This window comes from Pseudomonas sp. 2, from assembly GCF_056627435.1.
In genome coordinates, this window is record NZ_JBWXNG010000016.1 from 148,633 (window position 1) to 169,977 (window position 21,345).

The 21,345-nt window shown below is 61.5% G+C and carries 18 protein-coding genes; 1 reads left to right on the plus strand and 17 read right to left on the minus strand.

What is annotated here, in order from left to right:
- Window positions 1-344: 344 nt before the first annotated feature.
- From AC1MEK_RS23465 to AC1MEK_RS23515, 11 genes are all read right to left on the minus strand, one after another.
- Window positions 345-749, minus strand: a complete 405-nt coding sequence (locus tag AC1MEK_RS23465) for a TraR/DksA family transcriptional regulator (protein ID WP_166597929.1) — start codon at window positions 747-749, stop codon at window positions 345-347.
- A 352-nt stretch (window positions 750-1,101) separates the two neighbouring features.
- On the minus strand, window positions 1,102-2,127 hold the full coding sequence (locus AC1MEK_RS23470; protein ID WP_480398691.1) for an ABC transporter permease: 1,026 nt from the start codon (window positions 2,125-2,127) through the stop codon (window positions 1,102-1,104).
- 57 nt (window positions 2,128-2,184) lie between these two features.
- Window positions 2,185-3,741, minus strand: coding sequence for a sugar ABC transporter ATP-binding protein (locus AC1MEK_RS23475; protein ID WP_480398664.1), 1,557 nt, complete (start codon window positions 3,739-3,741; stop codon window positions 2,185-2,187).
- Between the two features lie 79 nt (window positions 3,742-3,820).
- A complete protein-coding gene (locus AC1MEK_RS23480; protein WP_480398665.1) occupies window positions 3,821-4,750 on the minus strand; it encodes a sugar ABC transporter substrate-binding protein in 930 nt (309 codons plus the stop codon).
- Window positions 4,751-4,808: 58 nt separating this feature from the next.
- The gene (locus AC1MEK_RS23485; protein WP_480398666.1) at window positions 4,809-5,033 is read right to left on the minus strand and encodes a hypothetical protein; all 225 of its coding nucleotides are present in this window, start codon (window positions 5,031-5,033) and stop codon (window positions 4,809-4,811) included.
- Window positions 5,034-5,306: 273 nt separating this feature from the next.
- Complete coding sequence (locus AC1MEK_RS23490; protein ID WP_480398667.1) at window positions 5,307-6,329, minus strand: Gfo/Idh/MocA family protein; 1,023 nt, start codon at window positions 6,327-6,329, stop codon at window positions 5,307-5,309.
- Window positions 6,330-6,474: 145 nt separating this feature from the next.
- A complete protein-coding gene (iolD, locus tag AC1MEK_RS23495) occupies window positions 6,475-8,406 on the minus strand; it encodes a 3D-(3,5/4)-trihydroxycyclohexane-1,2-dione acylhydrolase (decyclizing) (protein ID WP_480398668.1) in 1,932 nt (643 codons plus the stop codon).
- A 189-nt stretch (window positions 8,407-8,595) separates the two neighbouring features.
- Window positions 8,596-10,095 carry a CoA-acylating methylmalonate-semialdehyde dehydrogenase gene (locus AC1MEK_RS23500; protein WP_480398669.1) on the minus strand — a complete coding sequence of 500 codons (1,500 nt, stop codon included), beginning with the start codon at window positions 10,093-10,095 and terminating at the stop codon, window positions 8,596-8,598.
- Window positions 10,096-10,240: 145 nt separating this feature from the next.
- A complete protein-coding gene (iolB, locus tag AC1MEK_RS23505; protein ID WP_480398670.1) occupies window positions 10,241-11,050 on the minus strand; it encodes a 5-deoxy-glucuronate isomerase in 810 nt (269 codons plus the stop codon).
- Window positions 11,051-11,052: 2 nt separating this feature from the next.
- Window positions 11,053-11,961, minus strand: a complete 909-nt coding sequence (gene iolE / locus AC1MEK_RS23510) for a myo-inosose-2 dehydratase (protein WP_480398671.1) — start codon at window positions 11,959-11,961, stop codon at window positions 11,053-11,055.
- Between the two features lie 67 nt (window positions 11,962-12,028).
- The gene (locus AC1MEK_RS23515) at window positions 12,029-13,966 is read right to left on the minus strand and encodes a bifunctional 5-dehydro-2-deoxygluconokinase/5-dehydro-2-deoxyphosphogluconate aldolase (protein WP_480398672.1); all 1,938 of its coding nucleotides are present in this window, start codon (window positions 13,964-13,966) and stop codon (window positions 12,029-12,031) included.
- Between the two features lie 239 nt (window positions 13,967-14,205).
- Between AC1MEK_RS23515 and AC1MEK_RS23520 the strand changes: the two genes are divergently transcribed.
- Window positions 14,206-15,129, plus strand: coding sequence for a MurR/RpiR family transcriptional regulator (locus tag AC1MEK_RS23520; RefSeq protein ID WP_480398673.1), 924 nt, complete (start codon window positions 14,206-14,208; stop codon window positions 15,127-15,129).
- 740 nt (window positions 15,130-15,869) lie between these two features.
- Here the strand turns inward: AC1MEK_RS23520 and AC1MEK_RS23525 are convergent.
- The 6 genes from AC1MEK_RS23525 to cysC all read right to left on the minus strand — a co-directional run bounded on the left by AC1MEK_RS23525 (window position 15,870) and on the right by cysC (window position 21,329).
- Complete coding sequence (locus tag AC1MEK_RS23525; protein WP_480398674.1) at window positions 15,870-16,898, minus strand: lysylphosphatidylglycerol synthase domain-containing protein; 1,029 nt, start codon at window positions 16,896-16,898, stop codon at window positions 15,870-15,872.
- Window positions 16,895-18,133: a cardiolipin synthase ClsB gene (clsB, locus tag AC1MEK_RS23530; protein WP_480398692.1), complete on the minus strand. Its 1,239-nt coding sequence runs from the start codon at window positions 18,131-18,133 to the stop codon at window positions 16,895-16,897. Before clsB ends, AC1MEK_RS23525 begins: the two co-directional genes overlap by 4 nt.
- A gap of 2 nt (window positions 18,134-18,135) precedes the next feature.
- Window positions 18,136-18,837, minus strand: coding sequence for an endonuclease/exonuclease/phosphatase family protein (locus AC1MEK_RS23535; protein WP_480398693.1), 702 nt, complete (start codon window positions 18,835-18,837; stop codon window positions 18,136-18,138).
- Window positions 18,838-18,938: 101 nt separating this feature from the next.
- Complete coding sequence (locus AC1MEK_RS23540) at window positions 18,939-19,856, minus strand: DUF72 domain-containing protein (RefSeq protein WP_480398675.1); 918 nt, start codon at window positions 19,854-19,856, stop codon at window positions 18,939-18,941.
- Between the two features lie 123 nt (window positions 19,857-19,979).
- Entirely contained in the window at window positions 19,980-20,615 is a 636-nt protein-coding gene (locus AC1MEK_RS23545) for a CGNR zinc finger domain-containing protein (protein WP_480398676.1), read from the minus strand.
- 102 nt (window positions 20,616-20,717) lie between these two features.
- A complete protein-coding gene (cysC, locus tag AC1MEK_RS23550; protein WP_480398677.1) occupies window positions 20,718-21,329 on the minus strand; it encodes an adenylyl-sulfate kinase in 612 nt (203 codons plus the stop codon).
- Between the last annotated feature and the right edge of the window lie 16 nt (window positions 21,330-21,345).

The window sequence follows — 21,345 nt, forward strand, 5'->3', positions numbered from 1 at the left end:
CTCACCCTCACGACATCGTCAATGGGGTCAGTACAACTTCAGAAACTTCCCACTTAAAAATCAGACCTTAAAAAAAATCTTGCACTTGAATCTTACAAGCACCAGGCATTTTTCTTAAATAAACAAGTAACGTCGCACAACAAATGAACGCATGAACAATAATTAAATATTACCCATCACTCATAAACATTAAGCGACACCGGACGCCTACGCGCGAATCCCGCTCGGCTGACAACGGAGCCGTCGGGAGCACGTCCGGCGTTTCATTGGGCAATGAAAATCGCCCGGGCGAACGCCTCGGGCGATTGGACACGACCGCGAGAGCTCGCGGTCGAGAATCGCGATCAGGCCTGACGCTGGTGGCGATCGATCTGCTCGTGGCGCTCTTGCGCTTCGATGCAGTATTTGGTGGTCGGGCTGATCAGCAGGCGTTTGAGGCCAATAGGCTCACCGCTGTCGTCGCACCAGCCGAAGGTGTCTTCGGCAATACGGGTCAGGGCCATTTCCAGCTGTGGCAGCATGCGCTGGTCACGGTCGATCACGTTGACCAGCCAGTGGCGCTCTTCTTCGACGGAAGCGGCGTCGGCGGGATCAGCCGGGGTGTCCAGGCTTTCGATAGCGATACGGCTCTGCTCGATACGCTCGTGGATTTCCACTTTCATGGCTTGCAGCAGCTCGATGAAGAAGGCGTGTTGCTCCGCATTCATGTAGTCATCGGCCGGCATCGCCAGCAACTTTTCCTTGGTCATTGATTTCTCTATAAAAAAACGTGCATTAAGGCGATTTTGTGCAGCGCCTCTGCGTCATCGTAAAAGCGCCGTGGTCTCCAAGCGCCACCTGGCACTCAATTTACGAGGGGCGGCAGTCTAAGCCCGGGTTTCGTACTCGGCAACATAATTGAACAGGAATCGCTCAACAAGCCCCCAAAACCCCGGTGGCATTGAGCCAAACCGGTGTTTCAACCTGTGTCGCGAGTGTTACGCCGTGGCCAGGGACGCTGTCTGACCCGCCAATTGCGCTCGGGTTCAAACCGACAGAAAAACGAAAAGGGCCCCGATCCGGGCCCTTTTCGATGATCTTCGAACGACTGGCATCAAGCCATCAGCGCTTGAGCTTGCGTTTGTTGCGGTACTGATCGATCACCACCGCGACCACGATGATCAACCCTTTGATGATGTCTTGTACATAGGCATCGACGCCCACGAAGGTAAATCCGCTGGCCATGACCCCGAGAATCAGCGCGCCGATCACGGTGCCGGTGATTCGTCCGACCCCACCGGCCAGGCTGGTCCCGCCGATCACCGCTGCGGCAATGGCGTCCAGTTCATAGGACACGCCCATCCCCGCCTGCCCCGTTGCCGCCCGTGCCGAGGCCACCACGCCGGCCAGCCCCGCCAGTAGCCCGGCGATGCTGTAGACAATCACCAGATGGCGCTTGACGTTGATCCCCGAGGTGCGCGCCGCCTGCATGTTGCCGCCGATGGCGTAAGTGTATTTACCGTACTTGGTGTAACGCAGGGCGATGTGGAAGATCACCGCCACCACCAGGAAGATGATCACCGGCATCGCGCCCTGACCGATGGCGGTGTAGGAATCATTGAGCATGCTCACCGGCTGGCCACCGGTGTAGAAACGCGCTAGGCCGCGGGCCGAGACCATCATCCCCAGGGTTGCGATAAACGGCGGGATGCCGGTAATGGCGATGATGCTGCCATTGATCGCCCCGGCCAGCAGCCCGACGCCAAGCCCGGCGATGATCGGCGCCCAGACCGGCAAATCGGTCAGTGACGGGAACACCGCGCGGGTGTAATCGGACGATTGGGCAAGGCTCGCGGCGATCATCGCCGACAGCGCCAGCACCGAGCCGGATGACAGGTCAATGCCGGTGGTGATGATCACCTGGGTCACGCCGATAGCCAGCAGGCCAATGATCGACACCTGCAGAATCATCAGCACCAGGCGCTGGGAGTTGAGCAGAAAGCTCTGGTCGCGCACGATCCAGCCAAACAGCTCGAAGATCAGGCCGATGCCGATCAGCACCAGAAAAATGCTCAGTTCGGTGGGCAGGCGGCGTTTGTGCTTGTTCGGTGCCAGCGTGGGTTGCTTGTTGTCCAGTATCGCGTTCATTTTCATACGTGCCTCTTGTTCTTGTTCTGACCCAGGCGGGCCTTTGGCAAACCGGCGTCAGTGGACCGAATGGCCCGATGCCAGATGCATGACCCGCTCCTGGGTCGCCTCGGCGCGATCCAGGGTGCCCATCATTTCGCCCTCGTGCATGACCATGACCCGGTCGCTCATGCCCAGCACTTCCGGCAGCTCCGAAGAAATCATGATCACCGCCATGCCTTCACTGGCGAGCATCGAGATCAGCCGGTAGATCTCCGCCTTGGCACCGACGTCAATGCCGCGGGTCGGCTCGTCCAGAATCAGAATGCGCGGATTGGTCATCAGCCAACGGGCGATCAGCGCCTTCTGCTGGTTGCCGCCCGACAGGGTGTCGATGCACTGCTCCAGCGACGGCGTCTTGACCCGCAGCTTCTTGCACATGTCTTCGCACAGGGCGCGCAGGGCCTTCTGATGCACGAAACCATTGCCCACGTAGTGCGGCAGCACGGCCATTTCCATGTTTTCCAGTACCGACAGGCACGGAAACAGCCCGCTGAGCTTGCGGTCCTCGGTCAGCAGGGCGAAGCCTTTCTCGATGGCGAAATGCGGGTCGGTGACCTTGATCGGCGCACCATCGAGAATGATCTCGCCGCGCGAACAGGGGGTGATGCCAAAAATGGTCTCGGCGACGTTGGTCCGACCCGAACCCATCAGCCCGGCGATGCCCAGCACTTCGCCGGCGTGCAGGTCGAACGACACGCCTTCGAAGACGCCATCCAGCGCCAGGTCGCGCACGCTCAGCAGCAGATCGCCGATGGGCTTATCGCGTTCAGGGAACAGTTGCGTCAGTTCGCGGCCGACCATCATCGAAATCAGGCTGTCGCCGTCCATGCTGTCAGCGCGCTGCAGGCCGATGTAGGCGCCGTCGCGGAACACCGCCACTTCGTCGGCGATGGCGAACACTTCGTTCATTTTGTGGGTGATGTAGATGATGCCCTTACCCTGGGCACGCAGGTCGGCAATGATCGAGAACAGGTGGGCCACTTCCTTCTCGGTGATGGCCGAGGTGGGCTCGTCCATGATCAGCACGTCCGAGTCGTAGGACACCGCCTTGGCGATCTCGACCATCTGCCGCTCGGCGATGCTCAGGTTGCCCACATGTTCCTCGGGATCGAGGTTGATGCGCAGCCGGTCGAGCAATTCGGCGGTGCAGCGGTGCATGGCGCGGTGGTCGACCATGTGCAGGCTGTTGAGCTGCTCGCGGCCGATCCAGATGTTCTCGGCGATGCTCATGTGCGGCATCAGGTTGAGTTCCTGATGGATCATCGCAATGCCCGATTGCAACGCGGCCAGCGGCGTGTCAAACACCACCGGCTTGCCCCGCAGGCGGATTTCACCGGTGTCGGGCTGGTAGATCCCGGCGATGATTTTCATCAGGGTAGACTTGCCCGCCCCGTTCTCGCCCATCAGCGCCAGTACGCTGCCGGGACGTACGCGCAGCTCGACCTTGTCCAGGGCCACGACCCCGGGAAAGCCTTTGCTGATGTTGGTGATTTCCAGCAGATAAGGGTGTTCATCGCCGGTCGACCGGGCGACGGCAGGGGCAGCGTTCGAAGCAGTCGCTGAAGCGAACATGGTCACAGGCTCCTCAAGTGACCCGGAGCAGCGGCGCATCTGGCGCCCGCTGCGTCCGGTCATTTTCGTGGTGTGAACGTTATTTGAAGGTGCTGACGTTATCCGGCGTGATCAGCTTGAACGGGATCACGATGGCCTGCTGCGGCAGCGCTTCCTTCTTGGCCATTTTCACCGCCGCATCGATCGAGCCTTCGCCCTGGCCCTTGGCGTCCTGGAACACCGAGACCGTCAACTCGCCCTTCTTCACCGCAGCCAGGCCGTCCGGCGTACCGTCGACACCGGCCACCAGCACATCGCCCTGTTTCTTGCCTGCCTGCTTCAACGCCATCGCCGCGCCAATGGCCATTTCGTCATTGTTGGACACCACCGCGCTGAAATCACGGCCCTGGGTCAGCCAGTTATTGGTGATGTCCATGCCTTTCTGCCGGCCCCAGGCGCCTTCCTGTTCTTCGGCGACCTTGATGTCGGGGTATTTCTTGAGGATTTCCTTCACGCCTTCGGTGCGGTCGCGGGTCGAGTTGTTCGACAGCTCACCCAGCAGAATCACCACACTGCCCTTGCCGTCCATTTTCTTGGCCAGGTATTCCATCTGCAGACGACCGGCTTCCTTGTCATCGGAGGTCACCGACGCCACGCCTGCCGGCAGCTTCGGATCGTCCGGACGGCGGTTGACGTACACCAGCGGAATGCCCGCCGCAGTGGCAGCCTTGGTGATGCGCGCGGTGGCGGCGGTATCGACCGGGTTGACGATCAGCGCGTCGACCTTCTTGCCGATCAACTCCTGCACCTGATCGAGCTGCTTGTTCACATCGTTGCGACCGTCGACAAACTGCAGGTCGACGCCGCCCATGGCTTTGGCCTTGCTGCTCATGTCTTCGCGCATGTAGGTCAGGTAGGTGTCATCGAACTGCGACATGGCCACGCCGATCTTCAGATCGGCCGCCAGGGTTGCGCCGCTGCCAAGCATCAGGGCCAGTGCCAGAGAGGTGAAACGGGCTTTGGTATTCATGAACGGTCTTTCTCCAAATTCTTTTTGTTGTAGTGAATTGGCTAACGACTGCGGGTGTTCAGACGGTGCGGGTGGAGCCGGAAAAATGCGGATTGGCGAAATGCGCAACCGACGCTGCCGACGAGCCGCATACCATCACCCCGTGGCTTTGCACACAGAGCACGCGGGCGGCGGTTTCCAGGGATTTGTCGAGGGCAACGGCAAGGAAGGGCTTGATACGTGAAGCGACAAGAGAGCGAGATGCGGAGCTGCAGGACTGAACGGCGCGTTTAAGGATGTTCATCGACGGTACCTGTCTTGTTTGCGTTCTTGTTTTTGTTTCGCTCGTCCGGCCCCGTTCAGAGGCCTGGACGTCGAGATTCGGCAACCTGGAAATGACTGTATTGGAAAATAATTTCTACTTCAACTGATTTTAGAATTTATTTCTATTTCGGTTTTTTGCAGTGAACGCAGATCAACCTGTAGGAGCGAATTCATTCGCGATTGGGCGGTGCATCCGATGTATTTCCATCGTCTGACAGATCTTCGCGAATGAATTCGCTCCTACAGGAAGGTGTCAATGCAGCTCTACTACCTTGCCCTCTGTAGCGCTGACTCTGGCCGCATCCAGCACCTTGGCCGACGCCACCGCATCCCGCGCGCTCACAGGGTTGGCCCCCTGATTCATCACCGCCTCCTGCAACTGGCGATAGAACTCGGTCCAGCAACCGCGTTCCGATGGCACCCGCTCGCGATGATCGCCCTGTTCGAACCAGCCCCAGCGCCGGTGCTCCTCGACGCCCCAACGCTCGCCCTCGGACTTCGGAGACAGCCCGGCCAGAGCGGCTGCTTCCTGACCGTCGAGGCCCTCAACGGTATAGCAGCCCTGCGAGCCATTGACCCGAAAACGCGGGCCCTGACTGTTTTGCAGGCAATTTCCCCACAGGTGAGAGACCACGCCGCTGGCATGGGTGAGCGACACAAAAAAGCCGTGATCGACCTTCTGCTCCGGCGTCGCGAATTCAAGCTCGGCATAGACCCGCTTGACCGGGCCGAACAGCAGCAGCGCCTGATCCACCAGATGGCTGCCCAGATCGCGCAGGATGCCGCCGCCGGATTCCTTGCCTACCGAGTTCGGCGAATAACGTTCTACCCGCGATTCGAAGCGCGTGATCTTGCCCAGCACGCCCTGATCGATCAGCTTGCGCACCGTGAGAAAGTCCGAATCCCAGCGCCGGTTCTGGTACACCCCGAGCAGCACGCCTCGGCGCTCGGCGGCGTCCACCAAGGCCTGCGCACTTTGCGCATCAGGCGCGAACGGCTTGTCGCTGACCACCGGCACGCCCCGTTCGATGGCCTCGAGAATCAACGCCTGACGCGAGGCCAGCGGCGTGGAAATCACCACCGCATCGACGCCTGCGGCCACCAGGTCGGCCAGGCTGTCGAAGGCCGGGACCTTGGGGTAATCCTGTTGCAGTTCGTGACGCCGCTCGGCAGAGCGTGTCACCACCCCGGCGAATGTCGCGCCGGGCATGCTGGCCAACAGCGGCGCATGAAAAAAACGGCCGCCCTTGCCGTAGCCGATGAGTCCGATTTTCATAGCTTTACCTCTATCCATATGTCTGGATGAACGCGATACAACTGTGGGAACCGGCTTGCTGGCGAATGCAATGTGTCATTCAACCCAGCAGTGCCTGACACCCCGAATTCGCCAGCAAGCCGGCTCCCACAAAAGCTCGCACCTCTCAGTACTTGCGGGCTTTCGCCAACATCGCTTGCTGCCGCTCATGGGCCTGGGCCGTGGCCTGGCTGTTCGAGACCTCGGCCACGCCCACCCGCCACCACGACAGGTAGCCGTGGATCATGGTCTTGGGCAGGACCTTGATGTCGATCAGGGTCGAGACGTTCTGTTTGCGCGCATCGATCAGCGCGGCGGCGAGCTCCTCGGCGGTCTTGACGCGGTAGGTCTTGCAGCCATAGGCCGCCGCACTCATGGCGAAATCCACTGGCACGAAGTCGCCGTCCAGCTGCCCGGTTTCCGGGTTGCGGTAGCGGAATTCGGTGCCGAAGCTGCCCATGCCGTTGCCCATCTGCAGGTTGTTGATGCAACCGAACGCCATGTTGTCCAGCAGCACCACGTTGATCTTGCGCCGCTCCTGGATCGAGGTCGCCAGCTCCGAATGCAGCATCATGTAGGAGCCGTCGCCGACCAGCGCATAGACCTCGCGCTCCGGTGCAGCCAACTTCGCGCCCAGCGCCGCATTGACCTCGTAGCCCATGCACGAATAGCCGTACTCGACGTGATAACTGTCAACGCTGGTGCTGCGCCAGGCTCGCTGCAGATCGCCCGGCAGGCTGCCAGCCGCGGCGACGATCACCGCGTCTTCAGGCAACTGCTGATTGAGCAGGCCCAGCACCCGGCTCTGGGTCAGGCATGAGCCGGTCATTTCGATGAAGTCGCGCAGTACCTGCGGGTCCAGATGCCCGGGCACTTCGGGTTCGAAATCCTGGGTCTGGTACTCGACGGCGTACAGCCGGTCCACTTCGGCATCCAGCGCGGCCCTGGCCTTTTGCGGCGCATCGCCCCACTGAGCCTTGTAATCGCCCAGGGCGTTGCCGAGCATCTGCAACGCCAGTTGCGCGTCGGCAAGGACCTGCACGCCGTCGAGCTTCTGCACGTCGAAGGCGCCGACGTTGAGGTTGAGAAACTGCACGTCCGGGTTCTGGAACAGCGATTTGGAACCGGTGGTGAAATCGCTGTAACGGGTGCCGACGCCAATAATCAGGTCCGCCTCGCGAGCCAGGGTGTTGGCCGCCAGCGAACCGGTTTCGCCGATGCCGCCCATGTTTAGTGGATGGGCCGAGACGATGGCGCTCTTGCCCGCCTGGGTTTCGCTGAAGGGAATATCGAAGCGTTCGGCGAACGCCTGAAACTGCGCGTTGGCCCCTGAGTAACGCACCCCGCCGCCGCAGATCAGCAGCGGCTTGCGCTTGCCTTTGAGCAGAGCCAGCGCGTCAGCGAGCATGGCCTGAGTCGGCGGCCGGCGGTCGATACGGTGCACGCGTTTTTGCAGAAACGAATCCGGGTAGTCGTAGGCTTCGCCCTGCACGTCCTGCGGCAGCGCCAGGGTCACGGCGCCGGTTTCGGCGGGGTCGGTGAGCACGCGCATGGCGTTCAACGCAGCGCTCATCAACTGCTCGGGCCGGTTGATGCGGTCCCAGTATTTGCTCACGGCCTTGAACGCGTCATTGGTACTGATGCTCAGGTCATGAAACTGTTCGATCTGCTGCAAGACCGGATCGGGCTGGCGACTGGCGTAGACGTCCCCCGGCAGCAACAACAGCGGAATGCGGTTGGCCGAAGCCGTGGCCGCCGCGGTAATCATGTTCGCCGCGCCCGGGCCGACCGAGGACGTGCAGGCGTAGATCTTGCGCCGCAGGTGCTGCTTGGCAAAGCCCATCGCCGCGTGGCACATGCCCTGCTCGTTGCGGCCCTGATGCACGATCAAGTCGCCTGCGTCCTGCTCCAGCGCCTGGCCAAGGCCCAGCACGTTGCCGTGGCCAAAAATGGTGAACACCCCGGCGACGAACTTGCTCTGCACGCCGTCGACTTCGACGTACTGGTTATCGAGAAACTTCACCAGGGCCTGGGCCATGGTCAATCGTGTCGTGGTCATGCTTGCACCTTGTTGTTATTGGAGGTGATGGAGCGTTGCGCAAAACTCTGCGGCCACAACGCTCCCCTCTGTGGGAGTGAGCTTGCTCACGAAAGGGCCGCTAGGTTCAACCATGTTTGGCGCCTGGAATACCTCTTCGTGAGCAAGCTCACTCCCACAGTGGACAGCATTTCAACAAAAAGAACGTCGTCATTTCGCCGTCGGCATGCTGAACTCCGCGCCCTTGGCGATGCTGTCCGGCCAGCGCTGCATGACGCTCTTGTAGCGGCTGTAAAAGCGCAGGCCTTCTTCGCCGTAGGCGTGGTGGTCGCCGAACAGCGAGCGCTTCCAGCCGCCGAACGAATGCCAGGCCATGGGCACCGGGATCGGCACGTTGATGCCGACCATGCCGACCTTGATGCTGCGGGCGAACGCGCGGGCGATGCCGCCGTCGCTGGTGAAGCAGGACACGCCGTTGCCGAATTCATGGGCGTTGATCAGCGCCACGGCCGCAGCGAAATCCGCGACATGGATGATGCCCAGCACCGGCCCGAAAATCTCTTCCTTATAGATAGTCATGTCCGGGGTGACGTCATCGAACAGCGTCGCACCGACGAAGAAGCCATTCTCGGCCCCTGGCACCTTGAAGTGGCGGCCGTCGACGATCAGCTTCGCGCCCTCTTTCACGCCCTGCTCGATGTAGCCCTCGACCTTGGCCTTGTGCACCGCCGTGACCAGCGGGCCCATGTCCGAATCCTTGTGCATGCCGTTGCCGACCTTGAGCGAGTCGATGCGCGGAAGCAGTTTGTCGATCAGCTTTTGGCCGACATCGCCCACCACCACGGCAATGGAAATTGCCATGCAGCGCTCGCCCGCCGAGCCGTAAGCCGCACCAATCAAGGCGTCGGCGGCCTGGTCCAGGTCAGCGTCGGGCATCACGATCATATGGTTCTTCGCCCCGCCCAGGGCCTGCACGCGTTTGCCGTTGGCGGTGCCTTGCTGATAGATGTACTCGGCGATCGGCGTGGAACCGACGAAAGAAACGGCCTCGATGTCCTGGTGCTGCAACAGCGCATCCACCGCCAGCTTGTCGCCCTGTACCACGTTGAACACGCCGTCGGGCAGACCGGCCTGCTTGAGCAGACGGGCCATCAACAGGCTCGCCGACGGATCGCGTTCGGACGGCTTGAGAATGAAGCAGTTGCCGGTGACCAATGCCATGGGAATCATCCACAGCGGCACCATCACCGGAAAATTGAACGGCGTGATGCCCGCGCACACGCCCAGCGGCTGGCGCAGGTTCCAGTTGTCGATGCCGCCGCCGATGTTGTCGCTGTAATCGCTCTTGAGCAGGCTCGGGGCGCCGCAGGCGAACTCGACGATCTCGATGCCGCGCACCACTTCGCCTTTGGCATCGGAGAACACCTTGCCATGTTCGCGGCAGATGATTTCGGCAAGCTCATCGTGATGCTGGTCGAGCAATTCCTTGAACTTGAACATCACCCGCGCGCGGCGCAGCGAGGACTGATCGGCCCAGGCCGGGAAAGCCGCCTTGGCTGCGGCGACGGCCTGCTCCACGGTGTTCAGTTCGGCCAGCGCCACCCGGGCCTGGACTTCGCCGGTGGCGGGGTTGAAGACATCGCTGAAACGTTCGCTGGTGTCGTGCACCTGGCCGTTGATGTAGTGGCCGATGATTGGGGTGGTGCTCATTGCGGGGCTCCTTGAAAGGTTCGATTATCGTTGCCTCTGGCCGAAGGCCGTGGGAGCCGGCTTGCTGGCGAATGGGGTCATTCGGACACCACAATGTTGAATGACCCACCGCATTCGCCAGCAAGCCGGCTCCCACATGTACGGCTTAAAGATCCAGCAACCACTGATGCTGCGGATCGTTATGGAACTGCCAGGCGCGCTTGGGCCCGGCCATCACGTTCAGGTAATAGGACTCGTAGCCATAGGGCACGCTGACCGGGTGATAGCCCCTGGGCACGGTGACCAGATCGTTGTTCTCCACCGCCATGGCCTGATCGATGCTGCGATCGTCGGTGTAGACCCGCTGAAAGATGAAGCCCTGGGGCGGGTTGATCTGGTGGTAATAGGTTTCTTCCAGAAAACTCTCGTGGGGCAGATCGTCCTTGTCGTGCTTGTGCGGCGGATAGCTGGAGGAATGCCCCGAAGGCGTGCGCACTTCCACCACCAACAGCGAATGCGCAGGCTCGGAATCAGGCAGGATGTCGCAGACATAGCGGGTATTGGCCGACTTGCCGCGCACGCTGCGCTTCATGGTTTCGGGGCGAATCAGCCGCGCAGGCAAGCCCTTGGTGGCATCACCGGGCGCTGCGCAGACGGCGATCTGTACTGCGCTCAGGGCCGTGACCTGGGCCTGGCTGCCGGGCGGCAGATAAACGGCGAAGGGTGATTTTTCCTCGAACACCGACTGCCGGTCACCGATGTTTTCCCAGTTGAACGCGCCCTGCCCCGGCGCCTCGCCACTGACGCTGACGCGCCCGCTGAGCAGCACCAAGCACAACTCTTTGTCGCCGGCACTGACCGGCAGGCGTTCGCCTACGGTCAGGCGATGGGCGGAAAAGCCGACGTACTCCAGCGCACCTTCAGCCAGGGCCACGACATCGCGGCCCTCGGCCTTGCTCTTGACCAGAAGATTCATGCTCACAGGCTCCCTTGTTGTTGCGCGGCGGCCAGCAGATTGCGCAGGGTTTCGTAGCCTTTTTTGGCGTACACGTAGCTCGGCGCGACGGCCGGATCCTGCTCGGCCTCGACCACCAGCCAGCCTTGGTAACCCGCCTGGATCAGCACGTCCAGCAGCGCGGCGAAATCGATGTCGCCATCCCCCGGCACGGTGAAGGTGCCATTGACGATGCAATCCGGAAAGCTCCACAGGTTATTGCGCGCCAGCTGCACCACCGGCTTGCGCACGTCCTTGAAGTGCACGTGGCACACCCGGTCGATGTGTTTGCGCAGCACCTGCAAAGGCTCGCCGCCACCCATGTAGCAGTGGCCCGAATCGAACAGCAGGCCGACTTCGCTGCCGGTCCTGGCCATCAACTGATCGATGTCCTCAGGCGACTCGACATAGGCGCCCATGTGGTGGTGATAGGCCAGGCGCACGCCCTGAGACAGGGTGAAACGCGCAAGCTCGGTGAGTCTGTCGGCGTATTCCTGCCAGGCCGCCTCGCTGTGAAAACGCGGGCGCTCCACCAGGCGAATGCGCTGGCCCTGAATCGAGTCGGCCACTTCGCCGTAGACCAGCACCTTGGCGCCGTTGTGTTTGAGCAGCTCGACGTGGCCGGCGATGGCTTCGATTTCTTCGGCCACCGAGCGCCTGGCCAGGCGGCTGGAGTACCAGCCGGACACCAGCGCCAGGTCATAGGGTTTGAGCACGTCGGCAACGCCTTGGGCGCTCTTGGGGAACTTGCCGTTGAGCTCGAAACCTTCGTAACCGATTTCCTTGCCCTCGCTCAAGGCGGTGCTCAGCGGGGTCTCGCCGCCCAGTGCGGGCAGGTCGTCGTTGCTCCAGGAAATCGGGTTGATGCCAATTCGGATTGCAGAAGCGGGCATGGCTGCACCTTTTATAGTTGTTCTCGAGTGTTGCTCTCGCATGGAAATGAACAGGCAACGGGCCGGATCAGCTGCGCGCCTCGCGCCAGGATTCGATCAGAAAGCCGAACGTGCTCTGCACCCGGTTGATCAGCCCGGCATCATCGATTTCCCCTTCCAGCCAGGCGCGGCTGGGCTCGTGGAAAATCGTGCGGCCCACGGCAAAACCACGGCAGGTGACGCTTTTGCTCGCCTCGCGAAAGCCTGCAGCCAGTGCTTCGGCCGGCGCGTTCAGGCCCAGCAGCACCACGCCTCGGCAGTACGGATCGCGTTCCTGAATCAACGCATCGAGCTTTTCCCAGACCTCGGCGGGCTGGCTCTCGATCTTCCACCACGCCGGGTAGATGCCCAGGTTGTACAGGCGCTTGAGCGAGCGGTAGATCACGTCGGGATGAGTGCTCGGATGATCCTTCGGCGGGATGATTTCCAGCAGCAGCTCGTGGCCGCTGGCCTGAGACGCCTGATACAGCCCCATGATCTGCGCTTCCTGCTCCAGGCGCAGCATCGGTTCATCGTCGGGGTGGTATTGCACCAGGCACTTGATGATCTGTTCCTTCGGCCAGGCCATCAGGTTGCTGCCGATGGAGCGGCCGTGTTCGAACGCCAGCGGCCGCGAGTTCTGCACCTCGACCGGACGGGCGATCCACCAATCTCGACCGGTGGCGGCGTTCAGCGAATCCTGGCCGAAACGCTGGTCGGCCAAGAGGCCCACATTGGCAGCGATGCCGCGTTTGGCCAGGTCCGCCTCGACCCGCTCCACTGCCTGAATGAACAGCTGCTTGAGCTTCGGGATGCACGACAGATCGCGCCCGGCCTTCTGCGCCAGCTCCACCAGTTGCCCGCGATGGTCGAAGGCGAAAATGAACAGCTGCTGCCATTCCTTACGCGGCACGCTGACCTGATGCAGACGTTGCAGCGTGACATCCTGATCCGGCCGGGTGATCGGCACCGGGCTGCTGAACAGGTACTCCAGCTCCGCCGGGGTCGGCATCGCTGGCGCGCAGGCGTGACGCGACACCACAAGGCCGCCACAGGCGTTGGCCAACTGGCAGCAGCGCTCGTCAGACTCATCATTGAGCCAGCCCTTGAGAAAGCCCGACATGAAGGCATCGCCCGCGCCCAGCACATTGAGCACCTCCACCCGCACGCCGGGGTAGATCGCGCCGTCCTCAAGGCGCGCCGGAATCGCCCCGTGAATCACCGTGCAGCCTTGCGGCCCAAGCTTGACCACCAGCGTGGCGGCGGTCAGCTCGCGCACCTTGCGCAGGGCCGCCAGCAAGTCGGTCGCGCCACCGGCAATAAGGAATTCTTCCTCAGTGCCGACGATCAGATCGAAGCGCGGCAGGATGCGCTGCACGTGCTGGCTGACGTTCTGGCTGGCGACGAAACGGGTTTCACCGTCGGCCTTGCCGGTCAGGCCCCAGAGCACCGGGCGGTAGTCGATGTCCAGCACGCGTTTGACGTTGTGCTTCTCGGCGTAGTCCAGCGCCTGGCTGCTGGCCTTGAACACCTGATCGGTGGAGAAATGAGTGCCGGTGATCAACAGCGCCTTGCTCGACGCAATTTGCGCCTCGTTGATGTCGTCGGCACTGAGGGCCATGTCGGCGCAGTTTTCCCGGTAGAACACCAAGGGGAAGGTTTCGCGGTCCTTGATGCCCAGCAGGACCATGGCGGTCAGGCGCTCGGCGTCGACCTTGATGCCGCTGACATCACAACCCTCGGCGGCCAGCGACTCGACCAGAAAACGCCCCATGTGGTCATCGCCCACGCGGGTCAGCATGGCCGACTTCAAACCCAGCCGAGCCGTGCCGAAGGCGATGTTGGCGGACGATCCGCCCAGATACTTGGCGAAACTTGAGACGTCCTCCAGCCGCGCGCCGATCTGCTGCGCGTAAAGGTCGACGCCCAGACGTCCGAGGCACACCACATCCAACTGACGCCCACTGGCAAAACGAGTCTGGCCCATGCCGGCTCCTCATATTTATTTTTATCAGCCTTGGCCTGTGCCAGAGCAGCAGGCCGCGTTCGTGAATGCAGACTAGAACGGCATGGCGTCGGGATCAATGATTTTTTCCATTTTATTTTCATGTGGAAAATTTATTCCAATTTGCGCAAACGATGGCACTTTCGTGCTAAACAGGCAGGCAGCCAATGTGAAGCCCTTGTAGACTGCGGGCCATAAGAAAAGCTTGAGGATCATGTCGTATGTCCAGCCCCGATCAGCCCACCCTGCCCGAAACCGCCGCCGAGGCCGCCTCGCCCGCCAGCGCGCCGGAAACCGCCGAGGCGTTGCTCAAGCTGATCACCGCCGAGTACGAGAGCCTGCCGCGCCAGCTCAAGCGCATCGCCAGCTACATGAGCCAGCAGAGCGACCGGATCATGGTCGACCGCATCAGCGACATTGCCCGCGAATGCGAGGTGCACCCTTCGGCCATCGTGCGGTTCTCCCAGCGTTTCGGCTTCAGTGGCTTCAGCGAAATGCAGGCGCTGTTCCGCGAGGCCTACACCCACAAAGCCACGCCGGTGCAGAACTACCAGCAGCGCATCCGCAGCATGATCGCCAACAAGTCGCAGAAGGCCAGCGGCGGCGACCTGGCCCGCGAATGCGTGAACGCCACGCTATCGGGCCTGGAGCGGCTGGCGCTGGAACTGGACGACGAGTCGTTCGAGAAGGCGGTGGATCTGGTGGTCAATGCCGACAACATCTACGTGGTCGGCGTGCGCCGCTCCTTCGCGGTGGCGGACTATCTGGTCTACAACCTGCAGCACACCAACAAGCGCATTCATCTGGTATCGGGGCTGGGCGGCAGCTACCGCGAGCAGATGCGCAGCGTGCGCGCCAACGATCTGGTGATCGCGATCAGTTTCACGCCCTATGGCAAGGAGACCCAGCATTGCCTGCGCATTGCGCAACATCATCAGGCCAAGACGCTGATCATTACCGACAGCAACCTGTCCCCGCTGGCCAAGCGGGCCAATGCGGTGTTGCTGGTCAATGAGGGAAGTTCGTTTGCCTTTCGTTCGTTGAGTGCGACGTTGTGTTTGTGTCAGGCGCTGTTTATCGCGGTGGCGTATCGGTTGGAGTTGAAGGTCGATGAGATGTCGGAGCAGGTGGGGTTTGAGGACTGAGCGCTTTCGCTTGGTTGATGGTGGGCTGATCCGATGCTGTGGTTGGGGCCACATGCTGCTTCAAGATCAAGAGCGTTCTTCCTAACGTCAGACCTGTTTCGACTTCGTCGAGTTACTTGGAAAAGACCCCCAAGTAACCAAGGGGTCCTGCTCCTGGTTTGGGTCCGACTTCGTCGGACTTCCCTCTCTTCGGTCCCGCTCCGTGGGCCCGGCGCGAAAGGGCCATCCATGGCCCACGCGCCTCTCGCCGCATCCATGCGGCTCGACCCACTCCGCGAGACCTGCGTTCGGCCTGCACCCAAGTCGCGTTTTGTGTCGTCTGAGCTATCGCGCATGAAGATCAAAAGCCAGATCAAGAGCCTGCGGTGAGCCCCGTCCCGTAGCAGCCGAGCTTGCTCGCGGGTCGCCCTCAAGATCGCCCCCGCCGGCAAGCCGTGCTGCTACGGACGGTGTCGTTCATCGCTTTTGATCTGCCTTTGATTTTGATCTTCGTACGCAATAGCTCAGACACCACAAATCGCGACTTGGGTGCAGGCTGAATGGAGGTCTCGTGGAGTGGGCCAAGCGGCATGGATGCCGCGCGAGGCGCGGGGCCATGGATGGCCCATTCGCGCCGGGCCCACGGAGCGGGACCGGAATGAAGGAAGTCTGACGAAGTCAGACCCAAACCAGGAGCAAGACACCTTGGTTACTTGGGTGTCTTTTCCAAGTAACTCGACGAAGTCGAAACAGATCTGACGTTAGGAAGAACGCTCTTGATCTTGATCTTGATCTTGCCCCTGATTACGCAACCGCATCGAACGCGCCCGCTTCTCAAGCACCAGATAAACCCCCACCGCCACCCCCAACGGAATCAGAAAATAAATCACCCGATACCCGATCAACGCCGCCAGCAACTGCCCCTTGCCGAACTGATGCTGCATCAGCGTGATAAACACCGTCTCCAACACCCCAAGCCCCGCCGGAATATGCGCAATTACCCCGGCAATACTGCTGATCAGCAAAACCCCCAAAACCGCCGGATAAAACGCCTTCTCCGGCAACAGGATAAAAATCAGCAACGCCATCAGCCCCCAATTCAACGCCCCCAGACAGGCCTGACGCAGCGCCTGATTCAACGACGGCAACACCAGCTTCTGTTTGCGAATTGTCCAACTGCGCTTGCGCGAAAACCGGCACGCCAGGAAATAGCCGAAACACACCGCCAACAACACAAACCCGATCAACTGCAGCGTCGCATCGCCAATCTTCCAGCCTGCGGGCAGGTCGATGAAATCCCCGGCGAACACGAAGCCGGCCAGCAGCATGTAGCCCAGCCAGTTGGTGATCAGGCTCAGGCTGAGAATCCGCGTGATGGTCGGCACATCCAGCCCCAGGCGCGAATACAGCCGGTAACGCAAGGCGATGCCGCCGACCCAGGAGCTGAGGTTGAGGTTGAAGGCATAACAGACGAACGTCACTGGCACGATCTGCTTCACCGACAGTTTGTGCTCGGTGTAACGGCGGGCCAGGACGTCAAAGCCGCAGTAGGTCAGGTAGCTGCCGGCTGCCACCAGGAACCCCAGCGCCAGGGTGCTGGCCTTGTAGGACTCGAGCGCGTGGGTCACCTCGTTCCAGTCCAGGTTTCTGACCAGCATGAACAGCAGGATCGGCACGGCGATGAAGAAAAACAGGGTCAGGCCGCGTTTGGCCCATTTCAGCCAGGGGCGCTGGGTGCCGGACCCGGTCGAGCGTGCATCCTGTTCCGAGGTCTGCGACAGGCCGCTCATGATGACTTCTCCTGCTCCAACTCCTGTTTAATCACCTGCGCCTCGGGCAGGGTCTGCGCGGTGCGCAGGGGTTTCAGGCGTGGGCCGTGGACCGGAAACAGCCCGGCAATCGCCGGAAAGTGGCGTAGAAAGTGGAAGCTCAGAAAGATCATCGGCGCCCGCCACCACTGCCCTTTCGCCAGACCCTTGAGGCTGGCCTGTTTACTGTGAGCTGCGGCCAGCTCTTGCAGATGCCGATGCAGCTGCTCGTTGAGTGCGCGGTCACGAATGAACAAGTTGGCCTCCAGGTTCAGCGCCAGGCTCAACGGGTCAAGATTGCTCGAGCCCACGGTCGACCACTCCTCATCAATCAACGCCACCTTGCCGTGCAGGGCGCGCTGTTTGTACTCGTGAATCACCACGCCTTCGCGCAGCAGCCAGGTGTAGGTCAGGCGCGAGCACATGCGCACGAACGGCATGTCCGGCTGGCCCTGCAGAATCAGCGTGACCTTGACCCCGCGCCGCGCGGCATTGCGCAGTTCGCGCAGGAAGCGATAACTGGGAAAGAAATAGGCATTGGCGAGGGTGATGCGCTGCTGGGCGCTGCGCATGGCCAGCAGGTACTGCTCTTCGATATCGGTGGTGTGCTGGCGGTTGTCGCGCTCGGCCAGCAACATGCGCGCCCCGCCCGCTTGATCGGCCGACGGTTTGACCGGGGTGAAGGTCTTGCGCAGCGCGGCGCTGAGCATGTTCAGGGTCGAACGGTGGACGTCGGCCACGATCGGCCCGCGCACCAACACCGCGTAATCCTGCTTGGCGGTGATGCCGGTGTCGGCCATGTGATCGACGCTGTAGTTGATGCCGCCCACGAACGCCAGCTCGCCATCGATCACCACGATTTTGCGATGCAGACGGCGGAACAGGTTGGTGCGCATGCCCATGAAGCGCGGGCGCGGGTCGAACAGCTGGATCTGCACGCCGGCATCGATCATCTGCGCCACGAACGCCGAACTCAGGTCGCTGGTGCCGTAGTCGTCGACCGTGATCACCACCCGTACGCCTCGGCGTGCGGCCTCGATCACCGCCTGCTGCAGGCCTTCGCCGACGCGGTCCTCGAAAATGATGAAGGTTTCCAGCAGCACTTCCGTGCGTGCCGCCCGAATGCACTCGAAGACCTTGCTGAAAAAATCCTCGCCATTGATCAGCAACTCCACCGCATTGCCGTCCTGCCAGATGCCACAGCGGTCATTGAAGATCTTCACAGAATCACCTCCACCGCCAGCGGCGCATGATCGGACAGGTGCGACCAGGGCCGGTTGGACAACACCCTGGGTTTGTCGATGCGCACGTTGCGCACGTAGATACGGTCCAGGCGCAGCAAGGGGAAACGCGCCGGAAAGCTTTTCGCCGGGCTGCCGAAGGTGTCGACGAACACTTCGCGCAGGCCCGTCCCGGCCAGCGCGGTATCAGCCTTCAGGCGCCAGTCGTTGAAGTCTCCGGCGATGATTACCGGGGCCTGGGCCGGCAGGCGCGAGACCAGATCGGCCATCAGCTTCAGTTGCTGCTGACGATGAACTTCCTTAAGACCCAGATGCACGCACACCGCGTGCACTTCGCCAAACTCCGGCACCTGCAGCACGCAATGCAACAGGCCGCGCTCCTCGGTGCCGAGGATCGAGATGTCGAGGTTTTCATGGCGCACGATAGGGTACTTGGACAGCAGAGCATTGCCGTGATGGCCATGGGGATACACCGCATTGCGACCGTAGGCGAAGTCCGTCCACATGCTGTCGGCGAGAAACTCGTACTGGGAAATCGTCGGCCAGTCTTTCACCTTCTGCGCATGGCTCTGTTGCTCGCCGTGCACCTCTTGCAGGAACACTACATCGGCGGAGGCTGCGCGCATCGCATCGCGCAACTCCGGGAGGATGAAACGGCGGTTGAGAAAACCGAAGCCCATGTGCATGTTCATGGTCAGCACATGCAGCGTGATGCGAGTCGCTGTCGGCGCTCGCCGTTGCGCCGCGTCATGGGCGGCAGGCGCGCTGCTGGAAACGCTGTTCAAAACGTCACTCCTTGCAGATCGCCCGGGGCGACCGGCAGCCCGTCCGTCAGTTTGAAACGCGCCAGCAGCGCCCGCGCGTCATAGGGCGCGCGCACCTTGATGTCGTTGTCGAAGTAACAGAACACATCCCGCGACTCGCGTGCCCGCATCGCCTTGTCGCTGGCCAGATGCGCGTCGTCGGGCTGTGCGCCCTGACGCCAGGCGTCGATGCGATCACCCCAACGCTTGAGCGCGGCTTTCGTGTAACCACTGGCGTAGAGCGCCTTGTCGCCGTGCAGGCGCAGGTAAACGAAATCGCAGGTCAGGTCTTCCAGATACGGCCACTTGCCTGCCGTATCGGCAACGACCAGCGCGACCTTGTGTTTGCGCAGCAGGGCAATGAACTCGGCCACGGCAAAACTCGGGTGGCGGATTTCCACCGCGTGGCGCACTCGCGCCTTGCCGGGGATGTCCAGGTAGCCGGGCTTTTCCATGCGCTCCGCGCAATGTTTGGCGCAGGCCTTCGCCGCCTTGCCGTCGTGGGGCAAACGCTGCAGAAAATGCTCGAAACGCTCGGCATCGAACTTGAAGCTCGGCGGGAATTGCCAGAGGATCGGCCCCAGTTTTTCCTTCAACTGAAAGAGGCCCGAGGCGAAGAAGTTGGCCAGCGCCTCGTCGATGTCGTTCAGGCGTTTGACATGGGTGATGTAACGCGGCGCCTTGAGGCTGAAAACGAAGCCTTCGGGCGTATCGGCATACCAGCGGGCATACAGCTCCGGCGACTGCAGGGAGTAGAACGAGCCATTGATTTCAATGCTGTTCACCGCCCTGGAGGCGAATTTCAGTTCGTTTTTCTGGGCCAGGCCTTGCGGGTAGAAATCACCGCGCCATGGCACATAGCGCCAGCCGGAGATGCCAATACGGATATCGCTCATGCAAGTGCTCTTCTGTCCTTTGCACCACGCCCCATGCCATGGCGGCCGTGAACAAAGGATATGAAGCCTCGCTGAAAGCCAGGTTCCGTGTTTTTCGTCGCGCAGCGGGTCGGAGGAATGTTGCTAGAAATGACTGACAGCGCGCCTGGCCTTTTCCCGCGCACCGCAGACATTCATCTGACACCAGCGCCGACGGCCGTTTTTCGAGGTGTCGATGAACAGCCAGTCGCAATTGGGCGTGGCGCAGGCCTTGAGTCGGGCAAGATCGGGCGATGTCAGCAGTGCAGCGGCCTGCACCGCCATGCGGCCGATGAATCCCTGGGTCATCGATTCGAGCGAATCGCAGGGCAGCCAGCGCCAGACGAACCCGCCCGGCATTGGCACTACCCGGCGTCGGGCGCTGGTTGTAGCCAGAGCGGTGTTCAGCTCATCAAGGCTTTGCGGATCGGCGGGCTGACCCAAGGCCAGAGGCAGAAATACACGGTAAAGCGACTCACGAAAGGCGATCAGTTGTTTGAAGGCCGTGATGCTGTGCCAGGACGATTGGTCCACCACCTGCACCAGCTGTTCATGCTCGGCGGCTGAGATCAGCCCCGCATGGTGAAACCAGTGGACGATGTCTTCCAGGCTCGACAGTTTGTCGACCACTTCGCCCAATCCACTGCCCGGCCGGCGGCCGTCACAGGTATTGAGAAAGTCGAGCACGGCCACGCCGCCGACCAGACGAATGGCATTGATCTTCAACTGACCGATAGACATCGCCCGTCCCCCAGCAGTGGCTTACCACTCAATAATGGCAGAGACGGGCGATTTTGAAGCGCTTTCGGACGACTGACTATTCAAATGAGTGTGACGGGACCTTCACTCACCCCTGGAGTGGCGCAGCCAGTCGTCGATCATCTCCACGGCGCAGGCGACGCTGACCTGATCGCTGCGAATGTGCAGCTCGGGAAAGACCGGCGGCTCATACACCGAGTCGACCCCGGTAAAACCGCGGATATCGCCGCATCTGGCGCGCTTGTACAGGCCCTTGGGATCGCGCGCCTCCGCCACCGCCAACGGCGCATCGACAAAGACTTCGACGAAGCGCTCGTTGCCGATGATCGAACGCGCATGGTGACGGCAGGCGCAGGTGGGCGAGATCAGCGCCACCATGACGGTCAGCCCCGCATCGGCCATCAGCGCTGCGACTTCCGCGACACGGCGCACGTTTTCGTCACGGTCCTGGTCAGTAAAGCCCAGGTCCCGACAAAGGCCGCTGCGTACCGAGTCACCGTCCAGAATGCAGGTGCGCAGACCTCGGGCCTTGAGTACCGGGTTGAGGCTGTCGGCAATGGTCGACTTGCCGGCAGCAGACACGCCGGTCAACCAGATGACATGGGGCGTCGGCTGGCCCTCGGGGGCCGTTTGCTGGGTGAACGCGTAGGCGAACAGATTGTTGTGCGCGCCCGAGGGCACGGTCTGGATGTTCATGGCAAAGCCTCCCTGG